The sequence below is a fragment of the Cognatishimia sp. MH4019 genome (assembly GCF_020177595.1).
Classification (GTDB): Bacteria; Pseudomonadota; Alphaproteobacteria; order Rhodobacterales; family Rhodobacteraceae; genus JAHTBL01.
The window spans coordinates 159,725-181,344 of sequence record NZ_JAHTBL010000005.1 but is presented as its reverse complement, the minus strand read 5'-3'; the positions used below and the strand labels follow the sequence as shown (position 1 = coordinate 181,344).

General features: G+C 59.3%; 19 protein-coding genes. 11 read left to right on the top strand and 8 right to left on the bottom strand.

Annotation, left to right across the window (positions count from 1 at the left end):
• Positions 1-91 precede the first annotated feature (91 nt).
• Positions 92-1,078 carry a D-glycerate dehydrogenase gene (locus KUW67_RS10840; protein ID WP_224825323.1) on the top strand — a complete coding sequence of 329 codons (987 nt, stop codon included), beginning with the start codon at positions 92-94 and terminating at the stop codon, positions 1,076-1,078.
• Between the two features lie 14 nt (positions 1,079-1,092).
• A complete protein-coding gene (locus tag KUW67_RS10835; protein ID WP_224825322.1) occupies positions 1,093-1,515 on the top strand; it encodes an N-acetyltransferase in 423 nt (140 codons plus the stop codon).
• 10 nt (positions 1,516-1,525) lie between these two features.
• Here KUW67_RS10835 and KUW67_RS10830 read toward each other — a convergent pair whose 3' ends face one another.
• The 3 genes from KUW67_RS10830 to panC all read right to left on the bottom strand — a co-directional run bounded on the left by KUW67_RS10830 (position 1,526) and on the right by panC (position 3,964).
• Positions 1,526-2,203: a hypothetical protein gene (locus tag KUW67_RS10830; protein WP_224825321.1), complete on the bottom strand. Its 678-nt coding sequence runs from the start codon at positions 2,201-2,203 to the stop codon at positions 1,526-1,528.
• A 96-nt stretch (positions 2,204-2,299) separates the two neighbouring features.
• The gene (panB, locus tag KUW67_RS10825; RefSeq protein WP_224825320.1) at positions 2,300-3,109 is read right to left on the bottom strand and encodes a 3-methyl-2-oxobutanoate hydroxymethyltransferase; all 810 of its coding nucleotides are present in this window, start codon (positions 3,107-3,109) and stop codon (positions 2,300-2,302) included.
• Positions 3,110-3,112: 3 nt separating this feature from the next.
• Entirely contained in the window at positions 3,113-3,964 is an 852-nt protein-coding gene (gene panC, locus KUW67_RS10820; protein WP_224825319.1) for a pantoate--beta-alanine ligase, read from the bottom strand.
• Positions 3,965-4,124: 160 nt separating this feature from the next.
• On the opposite strand from panC, the gene KUW67_RS10815 reads away from it, so the two are divergent.
• Positions 4,125-6,620 carry an FAD-dependent oxidoreductase gene (locus tag KUW67_RS10815; RefSeq protein WP_224825318.1) on the top strand — a complete coding sequence of 832 codons (2,496 nt, stop codon included), beginning with the start codon at positions 4,125-4,127 and terminating at the stop codon, positions 6,618-6,620.
• A 37-nt stretch (positions 6,621-6,657) separates the two neighbouring features.
• Positions 6,658-7,176, top strand: a complete 519-nt coding sequence (locus KUW67_RS10810; RefSeq protein WP_224825317.1) for a hypothetical protein — start codon at positions 6,658-6,660, stop codon at positions 7,174-7,176.
• On the opposite strand, the gene KUW67_RS10805 is transcribed toward KUW67_RS10810, so the two are convergent.
• Entirely contained in the window at positions 7,167-7,763 is a 597-nt protein-coding gene (locus KUW67_RS10805; RefSeq protein WP_224825316.1) for a DUF938 domain-containing protein, read from the bottom strand. The two genes, KUW67_RS10810 and KUW67_RS10805, sit on opposite strands and share 10 nt — an antisense overlap.
• Complete coding sequence (locus KUW67_RS10800) at positions 7,760-8,830, bottom strand: FAD-binding oxidoreductase (protein WP_224825315.1); 1,071 nt, start codon at positions 8,828-8,830, stop codon at positions 7,760-7,762. Before KUW67_RS10800 ends, KUW67_RS10805 begins: the two co-directional genes overlap by 4 nt.
• Before the next feature lie 125 nt (positions 8,831-8,955).
• Between KUW67_RS10800 and dnaE the strand changes: the two genes are divergently transcribed.
• On the top strand, positions 8,956-12,411 hold the full coding sequence (gene dnaE / locus KUW67_RS10795; RefSeq protein WP_224825314.1) for a DNA polymerase III subunit alpha: 3,456 nt from the start codon (positions 8,956-8,958) through the stop codon (positions 12,409-12,411).
• Positions 12,412-12,489: 78 nt separating this feature from the next.
• Positions 12,490-13,443 carry a hypothetical protein gene (locus tag KUW67_RS10790; protein WP_224825313.1) on the top strand — a complete coding sequence of 318 codons (954 nt, stop codon included), beginning with the start codon at positions 12,490-12,492 and terminating at the stop codon, positions 13,441-13,443.
• 70 nt (positions 13,444-13,513) lie between these two features.
• Here the strand turns inward: KUW67_RS10790 and KUW67_RS10785 are convergent, their stop codons facing one another.
• Together KUW67_RS10785 and KUW67_RS10780 are read right to left on the bottom strand one after the other, a co-directional pair.
• Complete coding sequence (locus KUW67_RS10785) at positions 13,514-13,765, bottom strand: hypothetical protein (protein ID WP_224825312.1); 252 nt, start codon at positions 13,763-13,765, stop codon at positions 13,514-13,516.
• A 354-nt stretch (positions 13,766-14,119) separates the two neighbouring features.
• Complete coding sequence (locus KUW67_RS10780) at positions 14,120-14,317, bottom strand: SlyX family protein (protein ID WP_224825311.1); 198 nt, start codon at positions 14,315-14,317, stop codon at positions 14,120-14,122.
• 118 nt (positions 14,318-14,435) lie between these two features.
• Between KUW67_RS10780 and hisS the strand changes: the two genes are divergently transcribed.
• The 3 genes from hisS to hisG are packed head-to-tail and all read left to right on the top strand — an operon-like array spanning position 14,436 to position 17,714.
• Entirely contained in the window at positions 14,436-15,947 is a 1,512-nt protein-coding gene (gene hisS, locus KUW67_RS10775; RefSeq protein WP_224825310.1) for a histidine--tRNA ligase, read from the top strand.
• Positions 15,937-17,025, top strand: a complete 1,089-nt coding sequence (locus tag KUW67_RS10770) for an ATP phosphoribosyltransferase regulatory subunit (RefSeq protein ID WP_224825309.1) — start codon at positions 15,937-15,939, stop codon at positions 17,023-17,025. Before hisS ends, KUW67_RS10770 begins: the two co-directional genes overlap by 11 nt.
• On the top strand, positions 17,022-17,714 hold the full coding sequence (gene hisG, locus KUW67_RS10765) for an ATP phosphoribosyltransferase (RefSeq protein ID WP_224825308.1): 693 nt from the start codon (positions 17,022-17,024) through the stop codon (positions 17,712-17,714). Before KUW67_RS10770 ends, hisG begins: the two co-directional genes overlap by 4 nt.
• On the opposite strand, the gene KUW67_RS10760 is transcribed toward hisG, so the two are convergent.
• A complete protein-coding gene (locus tag KUW67_RS10760) occupies positions 17,711-18,142 on the bottom strand; it encodes a DUF1489 domain-containing protein (protein WP_224825307.1) in 432 nt (143 codons plus the stop codon). The genes hisG and KUW67_RS10760 overlap by 4 nt on opposite strands.
• A 115-nt stretch (positions 18,143-18,257) precedes the next feature.
• Between KUW67_RS10760 and KUW67_RS10755 the strand changes: the two genes are divergently transcribed.
• Both KUW67_RS10755 and KUW67_RS10750 read left to right on the top strand, forming a co-directional pair.
• Positions 18,258-20,519, top strand: coding sequence for an adenosylcobalamin-dependent ribonucleoside-diphosphate reductase (locus KUW67_RS10755; RefSeq protein ID WP_224825306.1), 2,262 nt, complete (start codon positions 18,258-18,260; stop codon positions 20,517-20,519).
• A gap of 152 nt (positions 20,520-20,671) precedes the next feature.
• The gene (locus tag KUW67_RS10750; protein WP_224825305.1) at positions 20,672-21,595 is read left to right on the top strand and encodes a lipid A-modifier LpxR family protein; all 924 of its coding nucleotides are present in this window, start codon (positions 20,672-20,674) and stop codon (positions 21,593-21,595) included.
• The last annotated feature ends 25 nt before the right edge of the window (positions 21,596-21,620 follow it).

Below are 21,620 nucleotides of genomic sequence, written 5' to 3'. Positions count from 1 at the left end.
GCCCGTTTTTCCCGCGCGCTCTTGTGGCGCGTGTTTAATGCTGCCACTTTGACAGCAACGAAGACGTAAGGGAAGCATCAGGAGGGGCTCTATGCCGACCAAAAGGCTGAGTGTTGTCGTGACGCGACGGTTGCCAGAGGCTGTCGAGACGCGGATGAAAGAGCTGTTTGATGTCGATTTGCGCGGCGATGATGCGCCGATGTCAAAGTCCGAATTGGCCGAGGCGATGAAGCGCGCGGATGTGTTGGTGCCGACGGTGACCGATACGATTGACGCCGCGATGCTGGCCGGCGCGGGTGAGCGGCTCAAGCTGATAGCGAATTACGGGGCAGGGGTAGACCATATCGACGTCTCCACCGCGCGCCAGCGGGGAATATTGGTGTCCAACACGCCCGGCGTGGTGACGGAAGACACAGCAGATATGACGATGGCGCTGATCCTCAGTGTGACGCGACGCATCCCCGAAGGGCTTGCGATGATGCAGACCGGTCGGTGGACCGGGTGGGCCCCCACGGCGTTGCTCGGTGGTCGGGTTGGCGGGCGCCGTCTGGGCATTCTGGGCATGGGCCGTATTGGTCAGGCCGTAGCGCGCCGCGCCAAGGCGTTCGGCATGCAGATCCACTATCACAACCGCAAGCGCCTGCGCCCCGAGATCGAGACCGAGCTGGAGGCGACCTATTGGGAAAGCCTCGACCAGATGGTGAGCCGCATGGACATTCTGTCGGTCAACTGCCCGCACACGCCCTCGACCTTCCATCTGATGAATGCACGGCGCTTGAAGCTGATGAAGCCCTCCGCGGTGATCGTGAACACGTCGCGCGGTGAAGTGATCGACGAGAATGCGCTGACACGGATGCTGCGCGCGGGCGAAATCGCCGGTGCTGGCCTCGACGTCTATGAGCACGGCGTGGACATCAATCCGCGCCTTCGTGAGCTTGGGAATGTCGTTCTGTTGCCGCATATGGGATCAGCGACCGAAGAGGGCCGGATGGAGATGGGCGAGAAGGTTTTGATCAATATCAAGACGTTCGATGACGGCCACCGCCCGCCCGATCAGGTCGTCCCGGCGATGCTTTAGGTGCGCCCACCAAGATGTCGGGCCTGACGTTTCATTTGCATACTCCGACCGATCCAGACAAGGCGCGTGCTCTTCATGACGGATTGGTTCAAACTGGCGAAACCCTGCGGACCTCTGATCTTGAGACCTTCCTGCTCACGCTTGAAGACGAGGCAGGGGCGCTTTGCGGCGGCTGTAAGGGCGATATCGCGTTTCGCAGTGCCCATATAGCAGAGCTTTGGGTCGACGAGACCTACCAGGGCCAGGGGTTGGGCCGCCAGCTTTTACACCGTGCCGAGACCCACGCGCTGGCCCGCAATTGCATCCGCATCCATCTCGAAACCCGCAGTGAAGTCGCCCGAGCGCTGTATCAAAAAGTTGGGTACCGTGTCTTTGGGCAGCTGAGCGATTACAAGGGGTCGCAAGCGTTTTATTATCTGGAAAAGCGTCTCGATTAAGAGTGATGCTTTAGGCCGGGGCACGATTTTCCGATGTGATGTCTTGTTCTTGTCTCACGCGGCGCAGCACTTCAAAGAACCCGGCCAGAAACACCGCTTCGGCCATCAATTTGCAAACTTCCTCAAATGTGCCGAGCATCCTTTTCAGGGTCGAGACCATCGTGTCAGACAGGCCCATCCACTCCAGAACAGCTTTGTCGTTGGTTACGGCGTCCAGAACGACAGAGACCGCGACGATGGCAAACCCGACGGCAAGGTAGCCGAACAGCATCTTATACCGCATGATTTCAGCTCGGGCGAGATACAGCGCGCCTGCTCCAAAAATCGCATAAGCGCCGATTATGAAATCATCCAACCGATCCGTTAGCGGGGTCTGGGTCATGCCAAAGAACCGGTGAATGTCTCGATCAAACCCCTCGTGGAACTTGAACTGGTCGTCATAGGCCAAAAAGACAAAACCAACGGCCATAAGCAACCAAATCAGGTGGCTGCGCCGTTGCAGAAAAATCCGAAAGTTCGTTACACCTAGCAAAAGCAGCAGAATCACCGAGATATATGTCCCAGCCCTGCGCTCGTCGTAATGCTTGAAGATATTGTCATCCAGATAGCCAAGCAAAATCATGATGGCATTCAGGATCAACACGGTCGTGACCAGCCGACGGCTGCTCCAATAGGTCAAATCGCGCATTGTAATGTCCCTCACCCAAAGGCGTCATAAAGCTGTTACATGGCTTTATAGAGTGAAGGACGTTAAGGGAATAAGCTTTTTTGCAGGGCACTGCGGTCAGGAATAGGTCTCAGCCTCTGTCGGGAAGGCCCGCGACTTAACCTCGTCGGCATATTGGCTGACCGCTTCTTCGATTTGCGGGCCGAGATTGCCGTAGACTTTCACAAATTTCGGCGTCCATGCGTTCAGACCCAGCATATCCTCCAGCACAAGGATTTGTCCGTCGCATTCGACAGACGCGCCGATGCCGATGGATGGGATCGGGATTTGTTTGGTGATCTTGGCAGCAAGTGGTTCGACCATGCCTTCCAGCACAATCGCGAATGCGCCTGCTTCGGTTACGGCTTTCGCGTCGGTTTCATGCAGGGGCCAGCTGTCTTCGTCCCGCCCCTGGGTTTTAAAACCGCCCATCACATGGCTTGATTGCGGCGTCAGACCGATATGGGCCATCACCGGGATGCCGCGCTCGGTCAGAAAGCGGATCGTGTCGGCAATCCGCGCGCCGCCTTCCAGCTTGACCGCGCCGCAGCCGGTTTCCTTCATGATCTTGGCCGCGTTGCGGAAGGCAATCGCTGGGGATTCCTCATAGGTCCCAAAGGGCATATCGACCACGATCAGCGCCTTTTGCGTGCCGCGCACCACCGCTTTGCCATGGGTGATCATCATGTCGAGTGATACGCCGACTGTGCTGTCCATGCCGTGCATCACCATGCCCAGACTGTCGCCCACCAGAATAAAATCCGCGTATTTGTCGACAATCGCCGCCGTGTGCGCGTGATACGAGGTGAGCGAGACGATCGGCTCCCCGCCTTTGCGCGCGGCGATCTGCGGGACGGTGTTGCGGCGGATCGGGGTCTGAGTGCTCATGGGTTAGTCTCCAGGTGTGACGACATGTTGGTCGATCAAAAGAACCCCGCCAAACTCGGCAGAGATCATAATGGCCGTGGGCCCTTTCAACGGCCCGGATACGGGATCAAGGCTCTCGGCCTCGACAATATCGACTGCTTTCAAGGTCGCGCGCGGCTCGGCGGTGATCATGTCGGCGATCACGGACCACATCTCTTCGACTGTGGTGCCTTTGGCTGCCGCAGCGTCCGCTGCCATCAACGACTGATACAGAACCGTCGCTGCCGCGCGGTCCTCGGCTCCAAGGCGCACATTACGCGAAGACATCGCCAACCCATCGCTTTCTCGCACGGTCGGCACGCCTTCAATCGTCAGGGGCATTTGCAGATCGCGCACCATCTTCTTGATGATCTGAAGCTGCTGGTAATCCTTCTCACCAAAAAAGGCGGCGTCTGGCTGCACGATGTTGAACAGCCGCGCAACCACCGTTGTCACCCCGCGAAAATGGCCTGGACGGACCTTTCCGTGCAGCATATTCGCCATGCGCGTCGTCTCGACAATCGTCTCGTCCCCGGCGGGATAGATCGTGGGCGCTTTCGGCAGGAAGACACAATCAACGCCCTCATCGCCAAGCATCTCCAGGTCGCGTTTGTCATCGGATGGATAGGTCGCCAGATCGGCCATCTGCCCGAACTGCGTCGGGTTCACAAAGATCGTAGCAATGACCCGGTCATGATCCGCCCGCGCCGCGCGCATTAGCGTCAGATGCCCCTCATGCAGCGCGCCCATTGTTGTCACCAACCCCACGGTCTCGCCCGCCTTGCGGTAGGTCGCCACCTGCGCGCGGGTCTCGGCCACGGTGCTTGTCGTCTTCATCAACAATAGTCCTCTTCACGTGCTGCGTTTGGGTTTAGCCACCGCCCAAGCCCTTGCCAAGCGCGCCAAGGTCGCATTTTCGCTGCATTAGGTCGGGTGAACGATCCGGCCCGCGCGCTGGCGCGCTAAAAGAAATGCGAAGAATTGCGCGGAGAGTCCCATGAAAACGCATGTCAAAGCCCTGGTCGTCGGTGGTGGCGCTGTCGGCACCTCGATTGCCTATCACCTCGGCAAGGCCGGGTGGGACACGATGCTGCTGGAGCGGGACGAGCTGACCTCAGGCTCCACTTGGCATGCCGCTGGTCTGCTGCCCTATTTCAACATGAGCTATGCCACCACGCATATCCACGACTACTCCATCAAGTTCTACAAAACCCTTGAGGAAGAGACGGGGTTGAACGCGGGCTTTTATGTTGTCGGCAACCTCCGCATGGCGCAAACCGACGAGCGTATGGACGAGTATATGCTCTATGCGTCCACGGCGGAAACCTGCGGTGTGCCTTATGAATGGCTTTCGCCCGCTCAGATCAAAGAGCGTTATCCATTGGTGCGCACCGAAGATCTGAAAGGCGCCATTTATCATCCGACCGACGGCTATATTAACCCCGCCGATGTTACGATGGCGATGGCCAAAGGTGCGCGTCAGCACGGCGTCACGATTGAGCGTAAATGGCAGGTCGATGGCTACGAATGGACCGGCTCGGAATGGCGCGTGACGATCACTAAGATGGTCGAAAAGGGCGGCAATCTGGTCCCGTCAGACGAGCAAAGCGTGATTACGGCGGAACATGTCGTGACCGCCACAGGTAACCACGCGCAGCGCACGGCCAAGCTGCTGGGCATCAAGATCCCCGCCATCCCGGTGGAGCATCAGTTTATCGTGACCGAGCCTGATCCAGCGCTTGTGGAATGGCGCAAATCGAACCCCGAACACCCGGTGCTGCGCGATGCGGACGCCAAATGGTATGTCCGCGAAGAACGCGGCGGCTGGATTCTTGGGCCTTATGAGTTGAATGCGCCTGCGCGCTTTGAATACGCCGTGCCCGATAGCTTCCGCGCCGACCTCTTCCCCCTCGATCTGGAGCGGATCGAAGAAGAATACATGTCGATGATCCACCGCATCCCGACCACGGAAGAGGTTGGTTTGAAAGATGATTTCAACGGTCCGATTTGCTACACACCCGACGGGAATCCGCTGATCGGCCCTGCGCCGGGCTTGCGTAACATGTGGCTGGCCGAGGGCTTTTCCTTCGGCATCACTGCGGCTGGCGGGGCAGGTCACTACCTGGCCCAACTCATGACCGAAGGCGAGGCCGAGATAGACATGGCCTCCCTCGATCCCAAGCGCTACGGCGACTGGCAGACCACCGAATACAGCGCGCGCAAGAATGAAGAAGCCTATGAGCACGTCTACATCCTGCACCACCCAGATGAAGAGCGCCCCGCCTGCCGTCCCCTGCGCACGGCCCCTGTCTATGATCGCCAAAAGGCGCGCGGCGCGCAGTTCGGCTGTGTGAATGGGTTTGAGCGGCCCAACTATTTCGGCCCCCTTAATGCGGACGACAATTTCGATCACGACGCGCGCTCGTTCCGGCGTGGCGGATGGTGGCAATATGCCGTCGAGGAAGCCAAGGCGATCCGCGAAGGCGTCGGTCTGGTCGACGCCACTGCGTTTACCAAACATGTCGTCAAAGGCCCCGGCGCGACCCAGTTCCTGGATTGGTTCACCTGCAACAAACTGCCCAAAGTGGGTCGCATCAATCTGACATATGCCTTGACCGCCAAAGGCACCACCCGCACCGAATACACCATCGTGCGATTGGCCGAAGACGAATATTACCTCGTCTCTGCAGGGGCTTGGACAGATTACGATGCTGATTTCTTGCGTAAAGCCGCCGAGGATAAAGCGCCCGAATTCGGCTATATCGAAATTCAGAATGTCACGACCCAATGGGGTGTCTTTGCGATTGCAGGTCCGAAATCTCGCGACGTTTTGAATGAGATCGTTAAGGATGCTGATCCGTCCACGGTGCTCTCCAACAAGCGGTTCCCGTGGCTGTCGTGCCGCGATATCGAACTGGGCATGTGCCCTGTTCGCGCGATCCGCGTCGCTTATACCGGTGAGTTGGGGTGGGAGCTGCATCATCCTATCGAGATGCAGAATTACCTCTTCGATCTGATCGAAAGAGCCGGTGAAAAGCACGGGCTTAAACTGGTTGGCGGGCGCGCGCAGAACTGGCTCCGTCAGGAAAAATCTTACCGCGCCTTTGGCACCGAACTGGGCCGCGACGCGACCCCGCAAGAGGCTGATCTGCCTCGGTTTATCGACCTCAGCAAAGACTTCCACGGCAAGGACGCCATGGTCGAAACCGGCGTGCGATCCAAATGTGTAACGCTGTTGATTGACGGCCCGGACGACGCCGATCCATGGGGGCGCGAGGCGCTCTATCACGGCGACACCCGCGTGGGACGCTTGACCTCTGGCGGCTATTCCGTGGCCTTCTCGAAGTCGATCGGGATGGGGTACGTCACGCCCGATCTCGCGGTGTCGGGAACCAAGCTGAAGGTGCGCATGTTCGATCAGCTTTGGGATGCGGAAATCGTTGAGGATAGCCCCTACGATCCGACAAATGCGGCAATCCGCGTTGACGGTTAACCTTGACGTAGAGCGTTTCAACCCTTCTTAGATCAGTATGATCCGCGTGATTTTCTTTAGCGCCATCGGTTTGCTGGTGGCCGCCCTCGCTATCCTCCTGATGGTCCGCAGCTCCGATCCGGTTCAGGTCCATCTGAGCGGGGATGCGGCGGCAGCCTTGCGTGCAGAAATCACATTGCCTGACGGGCTCAGCTACACCGACGATATCAATGCAGCACGCTTACGGGTCGTGACCTTTGCCGAGTGGTTCAACCTGAAATTCGTCCCCGAAGCGGTCGAACAATGCGGCACAGCCTGTCAGTCGGAAGACGCCCCCGATCTGGTTAGGGTCATCTCTTTGCGCCCTTCAGGCAGCCTGAAGACGGTGCTTCTGAATGCGGAGTTTTTGACGAACCTGCGGGCAGAAGATGCGCCTGACCCGCAGGCACTCGACTGCTTGGCGCGGATCATCGAGGCCGAGCTGACAACGCTTCAGGCAGCCACGCCACCGCCTTGCGCAGACGGATTAATGGTCTTGAAACGGCGAGAGCTGCCCTTCGGTTTGGGCTACTTTTGAGCGATGAGTGCGATGTTGTTCGCAGGCATCTTCTGACATGTGACAGCCAGATCAAGCTCTTGAAGATAGGCAGTAATTATCTCGATATCTTTGTATCCGGCTTCCGCATCATCCGCTTGGATTTTCGCGTGAAACGTCGCATCGCCATCGCTGGTCGTTTGACCGTTTCGCAAAAACGGACCGTAGATCAACGCTGTGCCATTATCCTCCAGCGCCTCTGCGATGCCATCCAAAACGGCTTCGGCAGCGGTGTCCGAGATCAGGTGAAGCAGGTTGATCAGAACGACCAGATCAAACGGATCATGCGCCATCGCCCAGCCAGGTTCGGTTGCGTCCAATGCGATCGGGGACAGCAGATTATTCCCATAGTGATCGCGCGCCCAGTCTTCGATCGAGGCAAGTCGTTCGGGATCGACATCGGAGGGTTGCCAGTCAATCTCAGGCATCGCATGCGCAAAATGCAACACATGTTCGCCTGTGCCACTTGCGATCTCTAACGCGCGCCCGCTAGGCGGTGCGATGCGTTCCAGAATTGCGAGGATCGGCCCGGCGTTTCGTGCCGCCGAAGGGGAAACCAGACGTGTCATGAGAACCTTTCCGACGACAATGCCGCCACCACATCCGCGCTCAATTCAGGTGCTCGCCCTAGCGCTATGTCCGCGCATAGACGCGCGGCCGCTGGGGCGGTTTGAAAACCATACCCGCCTTGCCCTGCCAACCACAAAAAGCTGTTCTCTGCGACGTCGCGCCCGATAACCAAGGCTCGATCCGGTGCGAAACTCCGCAAGCCTGCCCAAGTGGTTTCGACCCGCGTGACCTCTTCGGTGACCATCTCCTGATACCGTGCGATCCCTTCGGCCAGAACCATATCGTCGGGCCAAGCGTCATGCGGCGCGACCGGGTCTTCATCTGCAGGGGAGATTAACCATTTCCCCGCGTCGGGCTTGGCATACCATGCCTCATTGATCCCATCGACGAAGGGCCAGTCCGAGGTGTCATGCCCCCCCGGCGCAGGGACCCGCGCCATCGAGCGGCGATATGGTAGAATGCCCAAAGGTGCCACACCGGCAAGCTGCGCTACTTCGTCTGCCCAAGCGCCCGCTGCGTTTACCACGATATCCGCCGTCCAGCTTCGCGCGCCCGCGCGTACATGCCACTTGCCCCCGGTCTGCTCGACCGCATCGACCTTCACGCCGGTGATAAACGTGGCACCGGCGGCCAAAGCCGCTTTCCGGTAGGTTTGCACCAATAGGTCCGTATCCAGATCCTGCGCCGTGTCCAGATAACCGGCATAAGCGCAGGTTTTCGGGTTAATGATGGGCAGTTTCTGTAGTGCCTCGCCACTCGTAAGTCGCTCCATCCCAAAGCTCAAACGCTCTGCTTCAAACGCCTCTGCTTCCTCTGGTTTGCCTAGCAACAGCATGCCACGCTGGGATAAAACGCCTGCAGCCAAATGGCCGGCTTCCGACGCCTCGTTCAACGCGCGGATCGTTTGATTGCCATATGTTTTCAAAAACATAGCCGCCGAGCGACCCGAGGCATGATAGGCCAGCGCGTTCTCGGCCTCCAGCACGGTTACGGACGCCCCCACCGCCAGTTCCGCCGCGGCAGAGACCCCGGCGATCCCGCCGCCAATCACAATAATATCGGTCAATGCTGCCCCCTGTCTGGCGCGTCTCTTGTCAGGAATGCACGCTACTCGGGGCACTGCATCTTGCAAGGTCGTTTTTCGCAGCGCGACCGCTTCCATCGGGCCGGACACGGCGATACGGTCAAGCAATGAGCAGCCAACCCCGATTCATTCATCTCCGCGTTCACACGGAATACTCCCTCCTTGAAGGGGCGATTCCGGTCAAGAAACTCCCCGGTCTGTGCGTCGATATGGGCATGCCTGCCGTGGCTGTGACCGACACCAACAACATGTTCTGCGCGCTCGAATTCGCGGAAGGCGCCGCGAAGGTTGGCGTGCAGCCAATCATGGGCTGTCAGGTCGATCTGGCATATGATCCGGCAGAACCCGGAGCCCGCCCAAAAGATCCTGCGCCCCTTGTTTTGTTGGCTCAGAACGAGCTTGGCTACGAGAACCTGATGCAGCTGAACAGTTGTCTTTACGTGGACAAAGGCGATCAGCTCCCGCAGGTGACGGTCGATGAATTGACCGCACGGGCTGAAGGTGTGATCTGCCTGACCGGCGGTCCTGAAGGCGCGCTGGGCAAGCTCTTGCAAGCCGGTCAACGCCCGAAGGCCGAGGCGTTGATGACCCGCCTCGCCGCTGCCTTTCCCAACCGGCTTTACGTTGAGTTGCAGCGCCACCCGTCCGAGGAGGGCCAGCCCGAAGCCGAGCGTTTGACCGAACGGCCATTTGTCGAAATGGCCTATGCGATGGATCTGCCATTGGTCGCGACAAACGACGTCTACTTCCCGAAAGCAAAGATGTATGAGGCCCATGATGCGCTGATTTGCATCGCCGAAGGAGCTTATGTCGATCAGCAGGAACCGCGCCGTCGGTTGACCCCGCAGCACTACCTGAAGACACCGCAAGAGATGGCGACTCTGTTTGCTGATCTTCCGGAAGCGCTTGATAATACGGTAGAAATTGCGCAGCGTTGCGCGTTCAAGGCGTATAAGCGCGACCCTATCCTGCCGAAATTTGCGGATGACGAGATTGACGAGTTGCGCCGGCAATCAGTGGAGGGTCTTAAAGAACGCCTTGCTGTCATCCCTCATGCCGCCTCGGTCGAGGAATACGAAAAGCGGCTCGAATTTGAGCTGGGCATCATCGAAGGCATGGGCTTTCCGGGCTATTTTCTGATCGTTGCCGATTTCATCAAATGGGCGAAGGACAACGATATCCCGGTGGGGCCAGGGCGGGGTTCTGGCGCAGGTTCACTGGTCGCCTATGCGTTAACCATTACCGATCTGGATCCCTTGCGATATTCGCTCCTGTTCGAGCGGTTTTTGAACCCCGAACGGGTTTCCATGCCTGACTTCGATATCGACTTCTGCATGGACCGCCGCGAGGAAGTGATCCGCTACGTTCAGGAAAAATACGGCCGCGACAAGGTCGGTCAGATCATCACCTTCGGCGCGCTTCTGTCCAAAGCCGCCGTCCGCGATGTGGGGCGCGTTTTACAGATGCCTTATGGCCAAGTGGATCGCTTGTCGAAGATGATCCCGGTTGAAGGCGTTAAGCCTGTTTCCATCGAAAAAGCGCTCGCGGATGAGCCGCGCTTGCGTGAGGAAGCGAAAAACGAAGAGGTTGTCGCGCGTCTTCTGGACTACGGTCAACAGGTCGAGGGGTTGCTTAGAAACGCCTCCACCCACGCCGCAGGTGTCGTGATCGGCGACCGCCCGCTGGACGCTCTTGTCCCACTCTATCAAGACCCGCGTTCGGATATGCCCGCCACCCAGTTCAACATGAAATGGGTCGAACAGGCGGGCCTCGTGAAGTTCGACTTTTTGGGTCTCAAGACCCTGACGGTCATCCAGAACGCCTTGAATTTGCTGAAAGATCGTGGGGTCGAGATCGACATCAACGCGATCCCGCTGGATGATGAACCCACCTACGCGCTTTATTCCGCCGCGAAGACCGTCGCCGTGTTCCAGGTGGAAAGCAGCGGCATGATGGATGCGCTCAAGCGCATGAAACCCAACTGTATCGAGGACATCATCGCGCTCGTCGCGCTCTACCGTCCCGGACCGATGGAGAACATTCCGAAATATTGCGAGGTCAAGAATGGCCTGTCGGAACGCGAGGGGTTGCACCCTTCCATCGACCATATTCTGGACGAGACGCAGGGCATCATCGTTTACCAAGAACAGGTGATGCAGATCGCGCAGGAAATGGCCGGATACTCCCTTGGCGGCGCTGATCTATTGCGCCGCGCCATGGGTAAGAAAATTCAGGAAGCCATGGACGAGGAACGCCCCAAGTTCCTCAAAGGAGCGGCTGAAAACGGCGTCGATAAAGACAAGGCGATGGAGGTTTGGAACCTTCTCGACAAGTTCGCGAACTATGGCTTCAACAAATCCCACGCCGCCGCCTATGCGGTCGTCAGCTACCAGACAGCATGGTTAAAGGCGAACCACCCGGTGGAGTTCATGGCCGGTGTCATGAATTGCGATTTGCATCTGACCGACAAGCTCGCGATCTACGCCGATGAGGTGCGCAAACCCACAGACCGCGGCGGCCTCGGGATCGAGATTATCCCACCTTGTGTGAACCGGTCCGAGGCGACGTTCAGCGTATCCGAAGGGCGCGTCGTCTACGCATTGGGTGCATTGAAAAACGTCGGTGTCGAGGCGATGAAACTGGTGACCGACGCGCGCGGTGACAAACCGTTTACCACGCTTTTCGATCTTGCGCGCCGGGTTGATCTGAAACGCGTCGGTAAACGTCCGCTGGAAATGCTGGCCCGCTCCGGGGCGTTCGATCAGCTTGATTCGAACCGCCGCCGCGTCTTTGACAGCCTTGATGGTCTCGTCGGTTACTCCGCCGCGATTCACGACCAGCGCAACTCCAATCAGGTGTCTTTGTTTGGGGAGGCGGGCGACGATCTGCCTGAACCGCGCCTCAGCCCGGTGGACGATTGGTTGCCTGCCGAACGTCTGACGGAAGAATTTACCGCGATCGGGTTCTACCTTTCGGGACACCCGCTGGATGACTACATGGGGCCGCTCAAACGCAAAGGCGTGTTGACGCTGCATGAGGTGACGCAAAAGGCCGAGCGTGGCGCGCATGTTGCCAAGATGGCCGGTACCGTTGCAGGCCGGCAAGAGCGTAAATCGGCCCGCGGCAATCGCTTTGCCTTTGTGCAACTGTCCGACACGACGGGTGCCTACGAAGTCACGATGTTCTCTGACACGTTGGAAACCGCGCGCGATCATCTGGAGACCGGAGCCAAGGTGATGCTGACGGTTGAAGCGACAATGGAAAGCGATCAACTCAAGCTGCTCGGGCGTTCCGTCACCCCGTTGGATACCGCCGTGATTGACACCAGTTCCATGGGCCTCAAAGTGTTCGTCGAGGCTGAAACGGCGGTGCAATCCGTCGCTCGCGTCCTGCAGGATTTGCCCAAAGGCGGGCAAGGCAAAGGCCCGATCCAGCTTTGTCTGATGACCGAGGGTCTGCCCGGCGAGGTCGAGATTGACTTGCCCGGAACCTATCCCGTCTCCCCGCAAATCAAAGGCGCGATCAAATCGCTAACCGGCGTGCTGGACGTCGAGGAGGTCTAGGCGGACCCGCGCTGCCCGTGCTTGATCCAGACGCGCGCACTCGCTAAAAGCGCTGGATCATCTCTGGGGGGAGATTTCTTGCGCTATTTGTCGATCATCCTGTGCATGGGTCTGTTGGCCTGTGGCCCGGCGCTTGAGGATTTGCCGAACATCAATGATGTCGAGGTTGATCCCGAAACCGCGTCGGTCGAAGCCGTGAGCACCGAGGAACCTTTGTCCGAAGGCGGTTTGCTCAGCACAATCATGGAGCCGGAGGCGGAAGGGGAAAGCGCTGTCGCCACAGCCCCCACCACAGCCCAGGGTCCGTTCGGGTTCTTGCGCCGGTTGCGGGGCGGTCCGTCTGATCCAGAGATGGCGGAGGCACCGACAGACGAAACCGTTCAGACGGTCGAAGCAACTCCGGCCAATCCCGAAGACACCGAAATCGCAGCTGTAGAACCTGCGGCAGAGGCCGCGCCCGGTCGCGGTTTGGGCGGTTTGTTCCGCGCCGCCCTGCCGCAAACGCCGAATGCCGCGCCGGATGCTGCGGCTGCCGATGCGATACCAGAAGTCCCGCGCGGGACGTTGTTGCCCTATGGCACTCTGGCCCGGGTCTGCGGGCTGCGCGGCGCTGATCTGGGCACCGAGGTTGCGCGCTATCCCGAGCGAGGTCGCGGCTATCGGCTCTATGACACGAACCCGTCAAGCACCGGGTTGCGGACCCATTTCGTGACTGGCTTCAAGGACAATTGCGCGCGCCAGTTTACCGCCGCCCTCGCCATTTTTGGCGAGACAGAAACGCATGAGGCCGTCCGCTACGATCGCTCAAACCGTGATCTGGCCTTTACGGAAACCGATACTGCGTATGAAAAGCTGAAATCTCGCGTCTGTCGCGTGGGCCGCGAGACGCCCTGTTCTGACCGCCGCCGTGCTGCGCTGGACAAAAATACCGTGTTTGTCAGCGTATACGAACGTTTCCTCGGCAATCCACGTTGGGCGGATATGCTGCTTCATGATGGCCAGGTGCTGGCCAAGGATTTGAAAGAACGCTGAAACGAAAACGGCCCTCAAGGCGGGAGGAACCTTGAGAGCCGTTTCGCTCAGGAGAGGCGGGCGTTAGGTCTTAGCGGGCTGCCAACTCTGCAGGCGATGTGACGCCCAGCTTTGCCGACACGTCGACGTTTTGGGTGGAGATCACGTCATTGCCGACGGTACCTTCACCGGCGATCTCAGCGGGGGAGGTTTTGCCCAGATCGTTCGAGGCCACGAAGCTGGTCTCAAACCCGTGCTGTGCATTGGCTTCAGCAGGTGAGGTGATGTCAGCGAAAGCCGGAGCGGCAGCGACGACGAGTGCGGAGATAAGAGCGAATTTCATTTTGGTAGTCCTTTGTGTGTGTTGTGTTTGCGTTGTGTGTGTTTGGAAGTTTGCGCTTCCGATGACAGACAAATGGCATTCCACAGTGGACCTGAAAACGCGCACGGTGATCTTGGCGTATGTGCGCGAACGCACATCACGGGTCCGTGACGGGGTATTGCGTGATTTTGGTAACGGCGGTGTGAGCAAGGCTCCCCCCGTCCCGGACCTGATCCGGGACCCCGCTGCCACTGTTGCGCAACCCCAACCCGAGAGGCCCCGGATCAGGTCCGGGGCGGGCACGACAGTGCCCAAGGCTGAAAAGTTTTCCGCAAACTTACCCAAAAACTCTTCTAAAGAGTTTTCGCCCCACCCCTAGTAATGCGGTGGTTTCTGATCCGCGAGCGGCACAGTGCCACCTTCGCTGAACTCCCGCTCCGCCTCGCGCTCCATTACCATTTGCAGACGTCGTTTCAGCAAAGCGATCTCTGTCTCTTGTCGCGCGACCACGTCAGACAGCTCTTCGACCACACGGGTCAGATGGGCGACGGTTTCTTCCAGCGCGATACTCATGGCGGTGTCCTTTGTGGCGTTGGGGTCCTCATTGCATATCGCGCGTCCCGGCTCAACTTGCCCCGCGCGCGCGGGCGCGGTAAGCGTCGCGCCAAACGCCAGCCCTTGAGAGACACCGATGGCCAAACAAAAGAAACAGCCGCGCCCCAAGGCGCAGACGCCCAAAGGCTTTCGCGACTATTTCGGCGCAGAGGTCACAGCGCGCGCCGAAATGCTGATCCAGATTGCCGAGGTCTATCATCGCTATGGCTTTGATGCGCTGGAAACGAGTGCGGTTGAGACGGTCGAGGCGCTGGGTAAATTTCTGCCCGACGTGGATCGCCCGAACGAGGGCGTTTTTGCGTGGCAGGAAGAAGATGACGGCGACTGGTTGGCCCTGCGCTATGACATGACCGCGCCGCTCGCCCGCGTCTTCGCCCAGCACCGCAATGACCTGCCCACGCCCTATCGCCGCTACACAATGGGGCCCGTTTGGCGCAACGAGAAGCCCGGCCCGGGCCGGTTTCGTCAGTTTTATCAATGCGATGCGGATACGGTTGGCTCCGGCTCTGTCGCCTCGGATGCCGAGATCTGCGCGATGCTCAGCGATACGCTCGAAGCCGTCGGCATTGAGCGCGGCGATTACATCGTGCGCGTCAACAACCGCAAAGTGCTAAACGGTGTGATGGAGGTGGCAGGTGTCCTGGACCCATCCGATCCCGCCAAGTTCGAGGCTGAGCGCGGCATCGTTCTGCGCGCCATCGACAAGCTGGACCGTCTGGGTCTGGACGGCGTCCGCGCGCTTCTGGGCGAGGGACGCGAAGACGAAAGCGGCGATTTCACCAAAGGCGCTGGGCTGAATGCCGATCAGGCCGAGGTCGTGATCGGCTTCATGGAAGCCAAACGTGCGACCGGGGCCGAAACCGTCGCCCGCCTGCGTGAACTTGTGCAAGGCTCTGACATGGGCATCGAAGGCGTCGCCGAGCTTGAAGAGATCGCAGCCCTGCTGGACGCCCAAGGCTACGGCCCTGACCGGATTGAGCTTGATCCTTCCGTCGTGCGCGGCCTTGGCTACTATACCGGTCCCGTCTACGAGGCCGAGTTGACCTTTGAAATCCTCGACGAGAAGGGCCGCAAACGGCAGTTCGGCTCCGTCGCGGGGGGCGGCCGCTATGACGATCTGGTCAAGCGCTTTACGGGCCAGACGGTGCCGGCCACAGGCGTCTCGATTGGCGTTGACCGGCTCTTGGCGGCGCTTGATGCAAAGGGCCGTCTTGAGAAAGCCGCCCAAGGCCCCGTCGTCGTCACCGTTATGGATCGCGACCGCATGGCGGATTACCAAAGCATGGTCGCCGAACTGCGTCAGGCCGGCATCCGGGCCGAGGTCTATCTGGGCAATCCCAAGAACTTCGGCAACCAGCTGAAATATGCGGATCGTCGTGGATCGCCCGTTGCTGTCATCGAAGGGGCCGATGAAAAAGCAAACGGCAAGGTACAGATCAAAGACCTGATCCTTGGGGCGCAAATCGCCGAGAATGCAACGCTTGAGGAATGGCGGGAGCGTCCCTCGCAATTCGAGGTGCCGCGCGATCAGTTGGTTGCGAAAATTCACGAAATCCTGGACGAGCAGGGCGAGGCGAATGGCCAGTAAAGCCAGCATACGCAGCGCGGCAGCAGGTTATCTGGACGGCTTCAAAGCTGCCGGGGCCGAGGTTGTGGAGGCCGATATTCTGCAGCCTGCCAGCACGCTTCTAGATCTCTATGGGGAGGATATTCGCGCGCGCGCCTATGTCACTCAAGACCCTCTGCGCGGGGAGCAGATGTTGCGCCCCGACTTCACCGTGCCTGTTGTGCAGATGCATATGGCCGAGGGGGCCGAACCCGCGCGCTATACCTACATGGGAGAGGTGTTTCGCCGTCAGGAAGAAGACACCGGGCGGCCGTCGGAGTATTTGCAGGTCGGCTACGAGGTCTTTGACCGCGACGCGCCAGAGGCCGCCGATGCCGAGGTTTTTGCCTTAATCGCCAAAGCCTTGGCCCCGCTCAACCTACGCGCCGCAACTGGTGATATCGGGATCCTGAAAGCCGCCGTGACGGGGCTGAAAACCTCTGATCGGCGCAAAGCGGCACTCTTGCGGCATATCTGGCGACCGCGCCGGTTCCGCGCTTTGCTTGACCGGTTCGGGGGGCGCAGCGCGCAACCTGCCGCCCGCGAGGCGTTGCTGGAGGCCGCCGATCCGATGGCCTGCGATGTCCCTCTAACTGGCTTGCGCACCCGTGTGCAGATCGCCGAGCGTATCAGCGCCTTGCAAAAAGACGCCGCCTTGGCGCCTATTTCGGGTGAAGAGGTCGAGCTGCTCGACACGATCCTCAGCCTGCGAGAGACCACGCCGAATGTACTGACCGCCTTGCGTGACATCGCCGTTGATATGCCTGCTTTGCGCCCTTCGGCAGACAAACTCGCCCGCCGGTTGGAGGCGCTTGCCAAGCAAGGTATCGACGTCGATCACCTCGAATTCGAGGCCAGCTATGGCCGCACGGCGCTGGAATATTACGATGGCTTCGTCTTCGGTTTTTATGCCGAAACGCGCCCCGATCTGCCCCCTGTCGCGACGGGCGGTCGCTATGACGCGCTGACCCAGGTGCTGGGACAGGGGCGCGAAATTCCTGCTGTCGGTGGCGTAATCCGCCCCGGCATCGCCGCTGAGATCGCAGAGGGCGCAGCATGACGATCAAACTTGGCGTACCCTCCAAAGGCCGCTTGATGGACAAAACGTTTGAGTGGTTTGGCAAGCGTGGCATCATGCTCAGCCGCACCGGATCAGACCGCGAATATGCCGGCGCGGTTGAAGGTGTCGAGGGCGTCGAACTGGTGTTGCTTTCCGCTGGCGAAGTGCCGCGCGAACTGGCCGCTGGGCGCATCCATCTGGGCGTGACCGGGACGGATATGGTGCGCGAAAAGCTGGCCTCCTGGAGTGACCGTGTGACGGAACTGACCACGATGGGTTTCGGTCATGCCGATCTGATTATCGCCGTGCCTGGCGCTTGGGTTGATGTAGATACGCTTGATGATCTGGACGCCGTCGCTGCCGCGTTCCGGCGTGATCACGGGTTCCGCTTGCGGATTGCAACCAAGTATCACCGGCTTGTGCGTGAACATTTGAAAGACGCAGGCGTCGCCGATTATCAGCTGGTCGACAGCCAAGGTGCGACCGAAGGCACCGTCGCCAATCTGACGGCAGAGGCGGTGGCTGACATAACCTCGACCGGTGAAACCCTGCGCGCGAACCACCTCAAAGTGCTCAGCGACGGGCCAATCCTGCGCTCGCAAGCAACGCTTTTCAAATCGCGGATGGCAGAGTGGTCAGATGAAGATCGCACAGCGCTCACAGCACTGAAGGCCAAGCTGGCCCTTTAACGAACCCCGATTTCGGCCAGGGCAGCGCTCAGCTCAACGGGCAGTGATTCCTCCCGTGCGCGGGTGCCGGTCAGATCGCTCGGCGCGTCCTCATTGGTCAGATACCGCCACCCTTGGAAGGGCCGTCGCATCGCGTGTTCGGTGCGGTGCACCTCTTTGTCCAGCACGATGCCGCAGCGCCGAATGCCGTCCTGCCCGATGACCTCGTCCAGCCGCAAAATGCGCTGACGACACAGGATCACGCCTTTGAAAACCCAGTAAATTGAGCCGCCGTTCAGGATTTCCGCCTCGCGCTTGGGCCACATGCGTGTGACATGACGCGGCTTGCCATCCGGCCCCTTGGCGCGCGGTTGTTTTTGCCAATGCAGCAGATCCTCGACCTTCTCGGCCCCGACGCACAGCTTCACAAGATTTATGGATTTATCCACAGATTCACCCCCAGTGATGGTATAAGAGTAGCAGTTTTGCGTCTCGGTTCAAGTTGACCGAATGCCAGTCACACGCTATTCTCATCAGTCTTCCACGCTGCCAAAGGTCACTGCCATGAGCCGTTTCACCGCCCCCATTGCCGAGCAAATCTGGGACATGAAATACCGCTTCAAAGAAGCGGACGGCACGCCTATTGATCAAACAGTCGAAGACAGCTGGCGGCGCATTGCGCGCGCGCTTGCGTCGGTCGAGGCAGAGCCGCAGGTTTGGGAAGATAAGTTCTACGCGGCACTTGAGGATTTCAAATACCTCCCCGCAGGCCGCATCACCGCAGGTGCCGGCACCGAGCGCTCGGTGACGCTGTTCAACTGCTTTGTCATGGGCACGATCCCCGACAGCATGGGCGGCATTTTCGATATGTTGAAAGAGGCCGCGCTGACCATGCAGCAGGGTGGCGGCATCGGCTATGATTTCAGCACGATCCGCCCGAAAGGCGCGGGCGTCAAAGGCGTGGCGGCAGACGCGTCCGGTCCGCTCAGCTTCATGGATGTCTGGGACGCCATGTGCCGCACGATCATGTCCGCAGGTTCCCGCCGCGGTGCGATGATGGCCACGATGCGGTGCGATCACCCAGATATTGAGGATTTCATCACCGCAAAATCCGACGCGGCCCGCCTAAGGATGTTCAACGTTTCGGTGCTTGTCACGGACGATTTCATGGACGCCGTTAAGGCCGACGCGTCGTGGGACCTCAAATTTGATGGCACCATCTATCACACGGTTCAAGCGCGCGATCTTTGGAACAAGATCATGCGCTCGACCTTTGATTATGCCGAGCCGGGCGTGATTTTCATCGACCGTATCAACGCGATGAACAATCTCAACTACTGCGAAACCATCGCCGCAACGAACCCATGTGGCGAGCAGCCCCTGCCGCCCTATGGCGCGTGCCTGCTTGGCTCAATCAACATGGCCAAGCTGGTCAGCGACCCCTTCGAGGACGGTGCGCAGTTGGATGAAGCTGCGCTGACCGATCTGGTCGCGACCGCCGTGCGCATGATGGATAATGTTGTTGATGCCAGCCGCTTCCCGCTGGAGGCGCAAGCCCAGGAAGCGGCAGCCAAGCGCCGCATCGGCCTTGGCGTCACCGGGCTGGCCGACGCGCTTCTGATGGTTGGCCTGCGCTACGGCTCTGATGAAGCCGCAGCCCAAACTGACACATGGATGAAGCAAATTGCCCGCGCGTCTTATCTCGCGTCAGTTGATCTGGCGAAGGAAAAGGGCGCTTTCCCGCTCTTTGACGCGGACAAGTTCCTCGCCTCTGGTGCGATGCAAGCGATGGACGACGATGTGCGCGCGGCCATCGCCGAACACGGTATTCGCAATGCGCTGCTGACATCCATCGCCCCCACTGGCACGATCAGTCTTTATGCCGGCAATGTCAGCTCGGGAATCGAGCCGGTCTTTGCTTACGCCTACACCCGCAAGGTTCTACAAAAAGACGGCACCCGCACCGAAGAAGAGGTGGTGGATTACGCCGTCCAACTCTGGCGCGAGAAATTTGGCGATGCCGAGCTGCCCGACTATTTCGTCAACGCCCAAACTCTCGCTCCGCTCGATCACGTCAAGATGCAGGCCGCAGCGCAGAAATGGATCGACAGCTCCATCTCGAAGACGATCAATTGCCCCGAAGACATCAGTTTTGAGGCCTTTAAAGAGGTCTATATGGAGGCGTGGGACACGGGCTGCAAAGGCTGCACGACCTATCGCCCGAACGATGTCACGGGCTCTGTTCTCAGCGTGTCTGAAGCCTCCGAAGACGCGCCCGAGGCCGATACCGGCGCCGATGTCGTCTATATCGCCGAACCACTGGACCGCCCGCAAGCCCTTGAAGGCAATACATATAAGCTGAAATGGCCCGATAGCGAGCATGCGATCTATATCACGATCAATGATGTGACCATCGGCGGACATCGCCGCCCGTTTGAGGTGTTCATCAACTCCAAGAACATGGAGCATTTTGCCTGGACCGTCGCGCTGACCCGCATGATTTCAGCGGTGTTCCGGCGCGGGGGCGATGTGTCTTTCGTGGTCGAAGAGCTCAAGGCCGTCTTCGATCCCCGTGGCGGCGCCTGGATGAAGGGTAAATACATCCCGTCGATCCTTGCGGCCATCGGCGGCGTGATCGAGCGTCATATGATCGAGATTGGGTTTATCGCAGGCGAAGGCATGGGCCTGAAATCCGACCCGCAAGCCGCTGTCGTGAACCTGACTGAAGGACGCGGCAAAGCCTGCCCGTCCTGTGGTCAATACGACATGCGCATGGTCGAAGGCTGCATGACATGTGGCTCTTGCGGGCACTCCAAATGCGGCTGAGTCAAAAGTTTTCTGAAAAATTTCTAATAATACTCGTCTGAAGATTTTCCCTGCTCTGAAAAATATCCGCTGTGGCCGATTGGCACTAGCGCACCGATTCGCGTCACGGTAGAAGAGCTTTGCCGGGGGGCGCAAACGGATGGGTTTTTATGATGCGTCGCACGCTCCTGGGTGGTCTCACCGCAATTCTGGTTTCCACAACACCGGCTCTGGCCGAGGGTTTTTTTGACCAGCGCGAGACGCTGGGCTTTGGCCGCCTGTTCACCAATGACTTTCTGGGCGATGGCGAAGATCGCTGGCGCACGGGGTCTTATGCGATCTCGTGGATGCGCGGCCCGGCTTGGGAAGGCCAGTTGCCTGCAGGCTTCGGCGATCTGATCGAATACCGCTTCCGGACCGAAATTATCGCGCCCGACAAACTGAACCGCACTGTCCCTGATGATCGCCGCTACGTCGGTGCGGCCTCCTTGGGTATGCATACCCATTTCCTGCGCGGCGCGACCGAATTCTCCCTAGGTGCGGACGTGGTTTTCGTGGGCGAGCAGACAGGTCTGGGCGAGTTCCAGAAAGATTTTCACGACCGTGTGGACGCGCCCGAGGTTGAAATCCTCGACGACCAGCTGGACGACAATGTCTACCTCACCGGTCTGGCTGAGATTGGCCAGCCCATCCGCCTGCAAGACAATCTGACGGTGCGCCCCTTTGTCGAGGCGCAAGCAGGTGTCGAAACCCTCGTCCGCGTGGGCGGCGATCTGCACTGGGGCCTTATTGGCCAGTCCGATCTTTATGCCCGTGACGTCACGACCGGCCATCGCTACCGCGCGACGAACAGCGATGATGCCTTTGGCATCGCCCTCACCCTTGGCGGTGATCTGGCCTATGTCGGCGACAGCGCCTATATACCTGACGATGGCTCGGTCGAGTTGAAGGACAGCCGTCACCGCTTGCGCGCAGGCATGAGCATTCAGGGGCTTGGCCCGTCAGTCTTTTATGGGCTGACCTATCTGGGCGAAGAGTTTGAAGAACAGGACGAGGGTCAGCTGACGGGTTCGCTCCACGTTAACTTCAAGTTCTAAGCGTCTGACTCTGAAAGATTTCTCT

Coding starts and splice junctions, on each gene's coding strand:
- KUW67_RS10840 (WP_224825323.1), top strand. CDS start 92: ATGCCGACCAAAAGGCTGAGTGTTGTCGTGACGCGACGGTTGCCAGAG.
- KUW67_RS10780 (WP_224825311.1), bottom strand. CDS start 14,317: ATGAGTATCGCGCTGGAAGAAACCGTCGCCCATCTGACCCGTGTGGTC.
- KUW67_RS10810 (WP_224825317.1), top strand. CDS start 6,658: ATGATCCGCGTGATTTTCTTTAGCGCCATCGGTTTGCTGGTGGCCGCC.
- KUW67_RS10770 (WP_224825309.1), top strand. CDS start 15,937: ATGGCCAGTAAAGCCAGCATACGCAGCGCGGCAGCAGGTTATCTGGAC.
- KUW67_RS10805 (WP_224825316.1), bottom strand. CDS start 7,763: ATGACACGTCTGGTTTCCCCTTCGGCGGCACGAAACGCCGGGCCGATC.
- KUW67_RS10830 (WP_224825321.1), bottom strand. CDS start 2,203: ATGCGCGATTTGACCTATTGGAGCAGCCGTCGGCTGGTCACGACCGTG.
- panC (WP_224825319.1), bottom strand. CDS start 3,964: ATGAAGACGACAAGCACCGTGGCCGAGACCCGCGCGCAGGTGGCGACC.
- KUW67_RS10815 (WP_224825318.1), top strand. CDS start 4,125: ATGAAAACGCATGTCAAAGCCCTGGTCGTCGGTGGTGGCGCTGTCGGC.
- dnaE (WP_224825314.1), top strand. CDS start 8,956: ATGAGCAGCCAACCCCGATTCATTCATCTCCGCGTTCACACGGAATAC.
- KUW67_RS10750 (WP_224825305.1), top strand. CDS start 20,672: ATGCGTCGCACGCTCCTGGGTGGTCTCACCGCAATTCTGGTTTCCACA.
- KUW67_RS10835 (WP_224825322.1), top strand. CDS start 1,093: ATGTCGGGCCTGACGTTTCATTTGCATACTCCGACCGATCCAGACAAG.
- KUW67_RS10755 (WP_224825306.1), top strand. CDS start 18,258: ATGAGCCGTTTCACCGCCCCCATTGCCGAGCAAATCTGGGACATGAAA.
- panB (WP_224825320.1), bottom strand. CDS start 3,109: ATGAGCACTCAGACCCCGATCCGCCGCAACACCGTCCCGCAGATCGCC.
- hisS (WP_224825310.1), top strand. CDS start 14,436: ATGGCCAAACAAAAGAAACAGCCGCGCCCCAAGGCGCAGACGCCCAAA.
- KUW67_RS10785 (WP_224825312.1), bottom strand. CDS start 13,765: ATGAAATTCGCTCTTATCTCCGCACTCGTCGTCGCTGCCGCTCCGGCT.
- hisG (WP_224825308.1), top strand. CDS start 17,022: ATGACGATCAAACTTGGCGTACCCTCCAAAGGCCGCTTGATGGACAAA.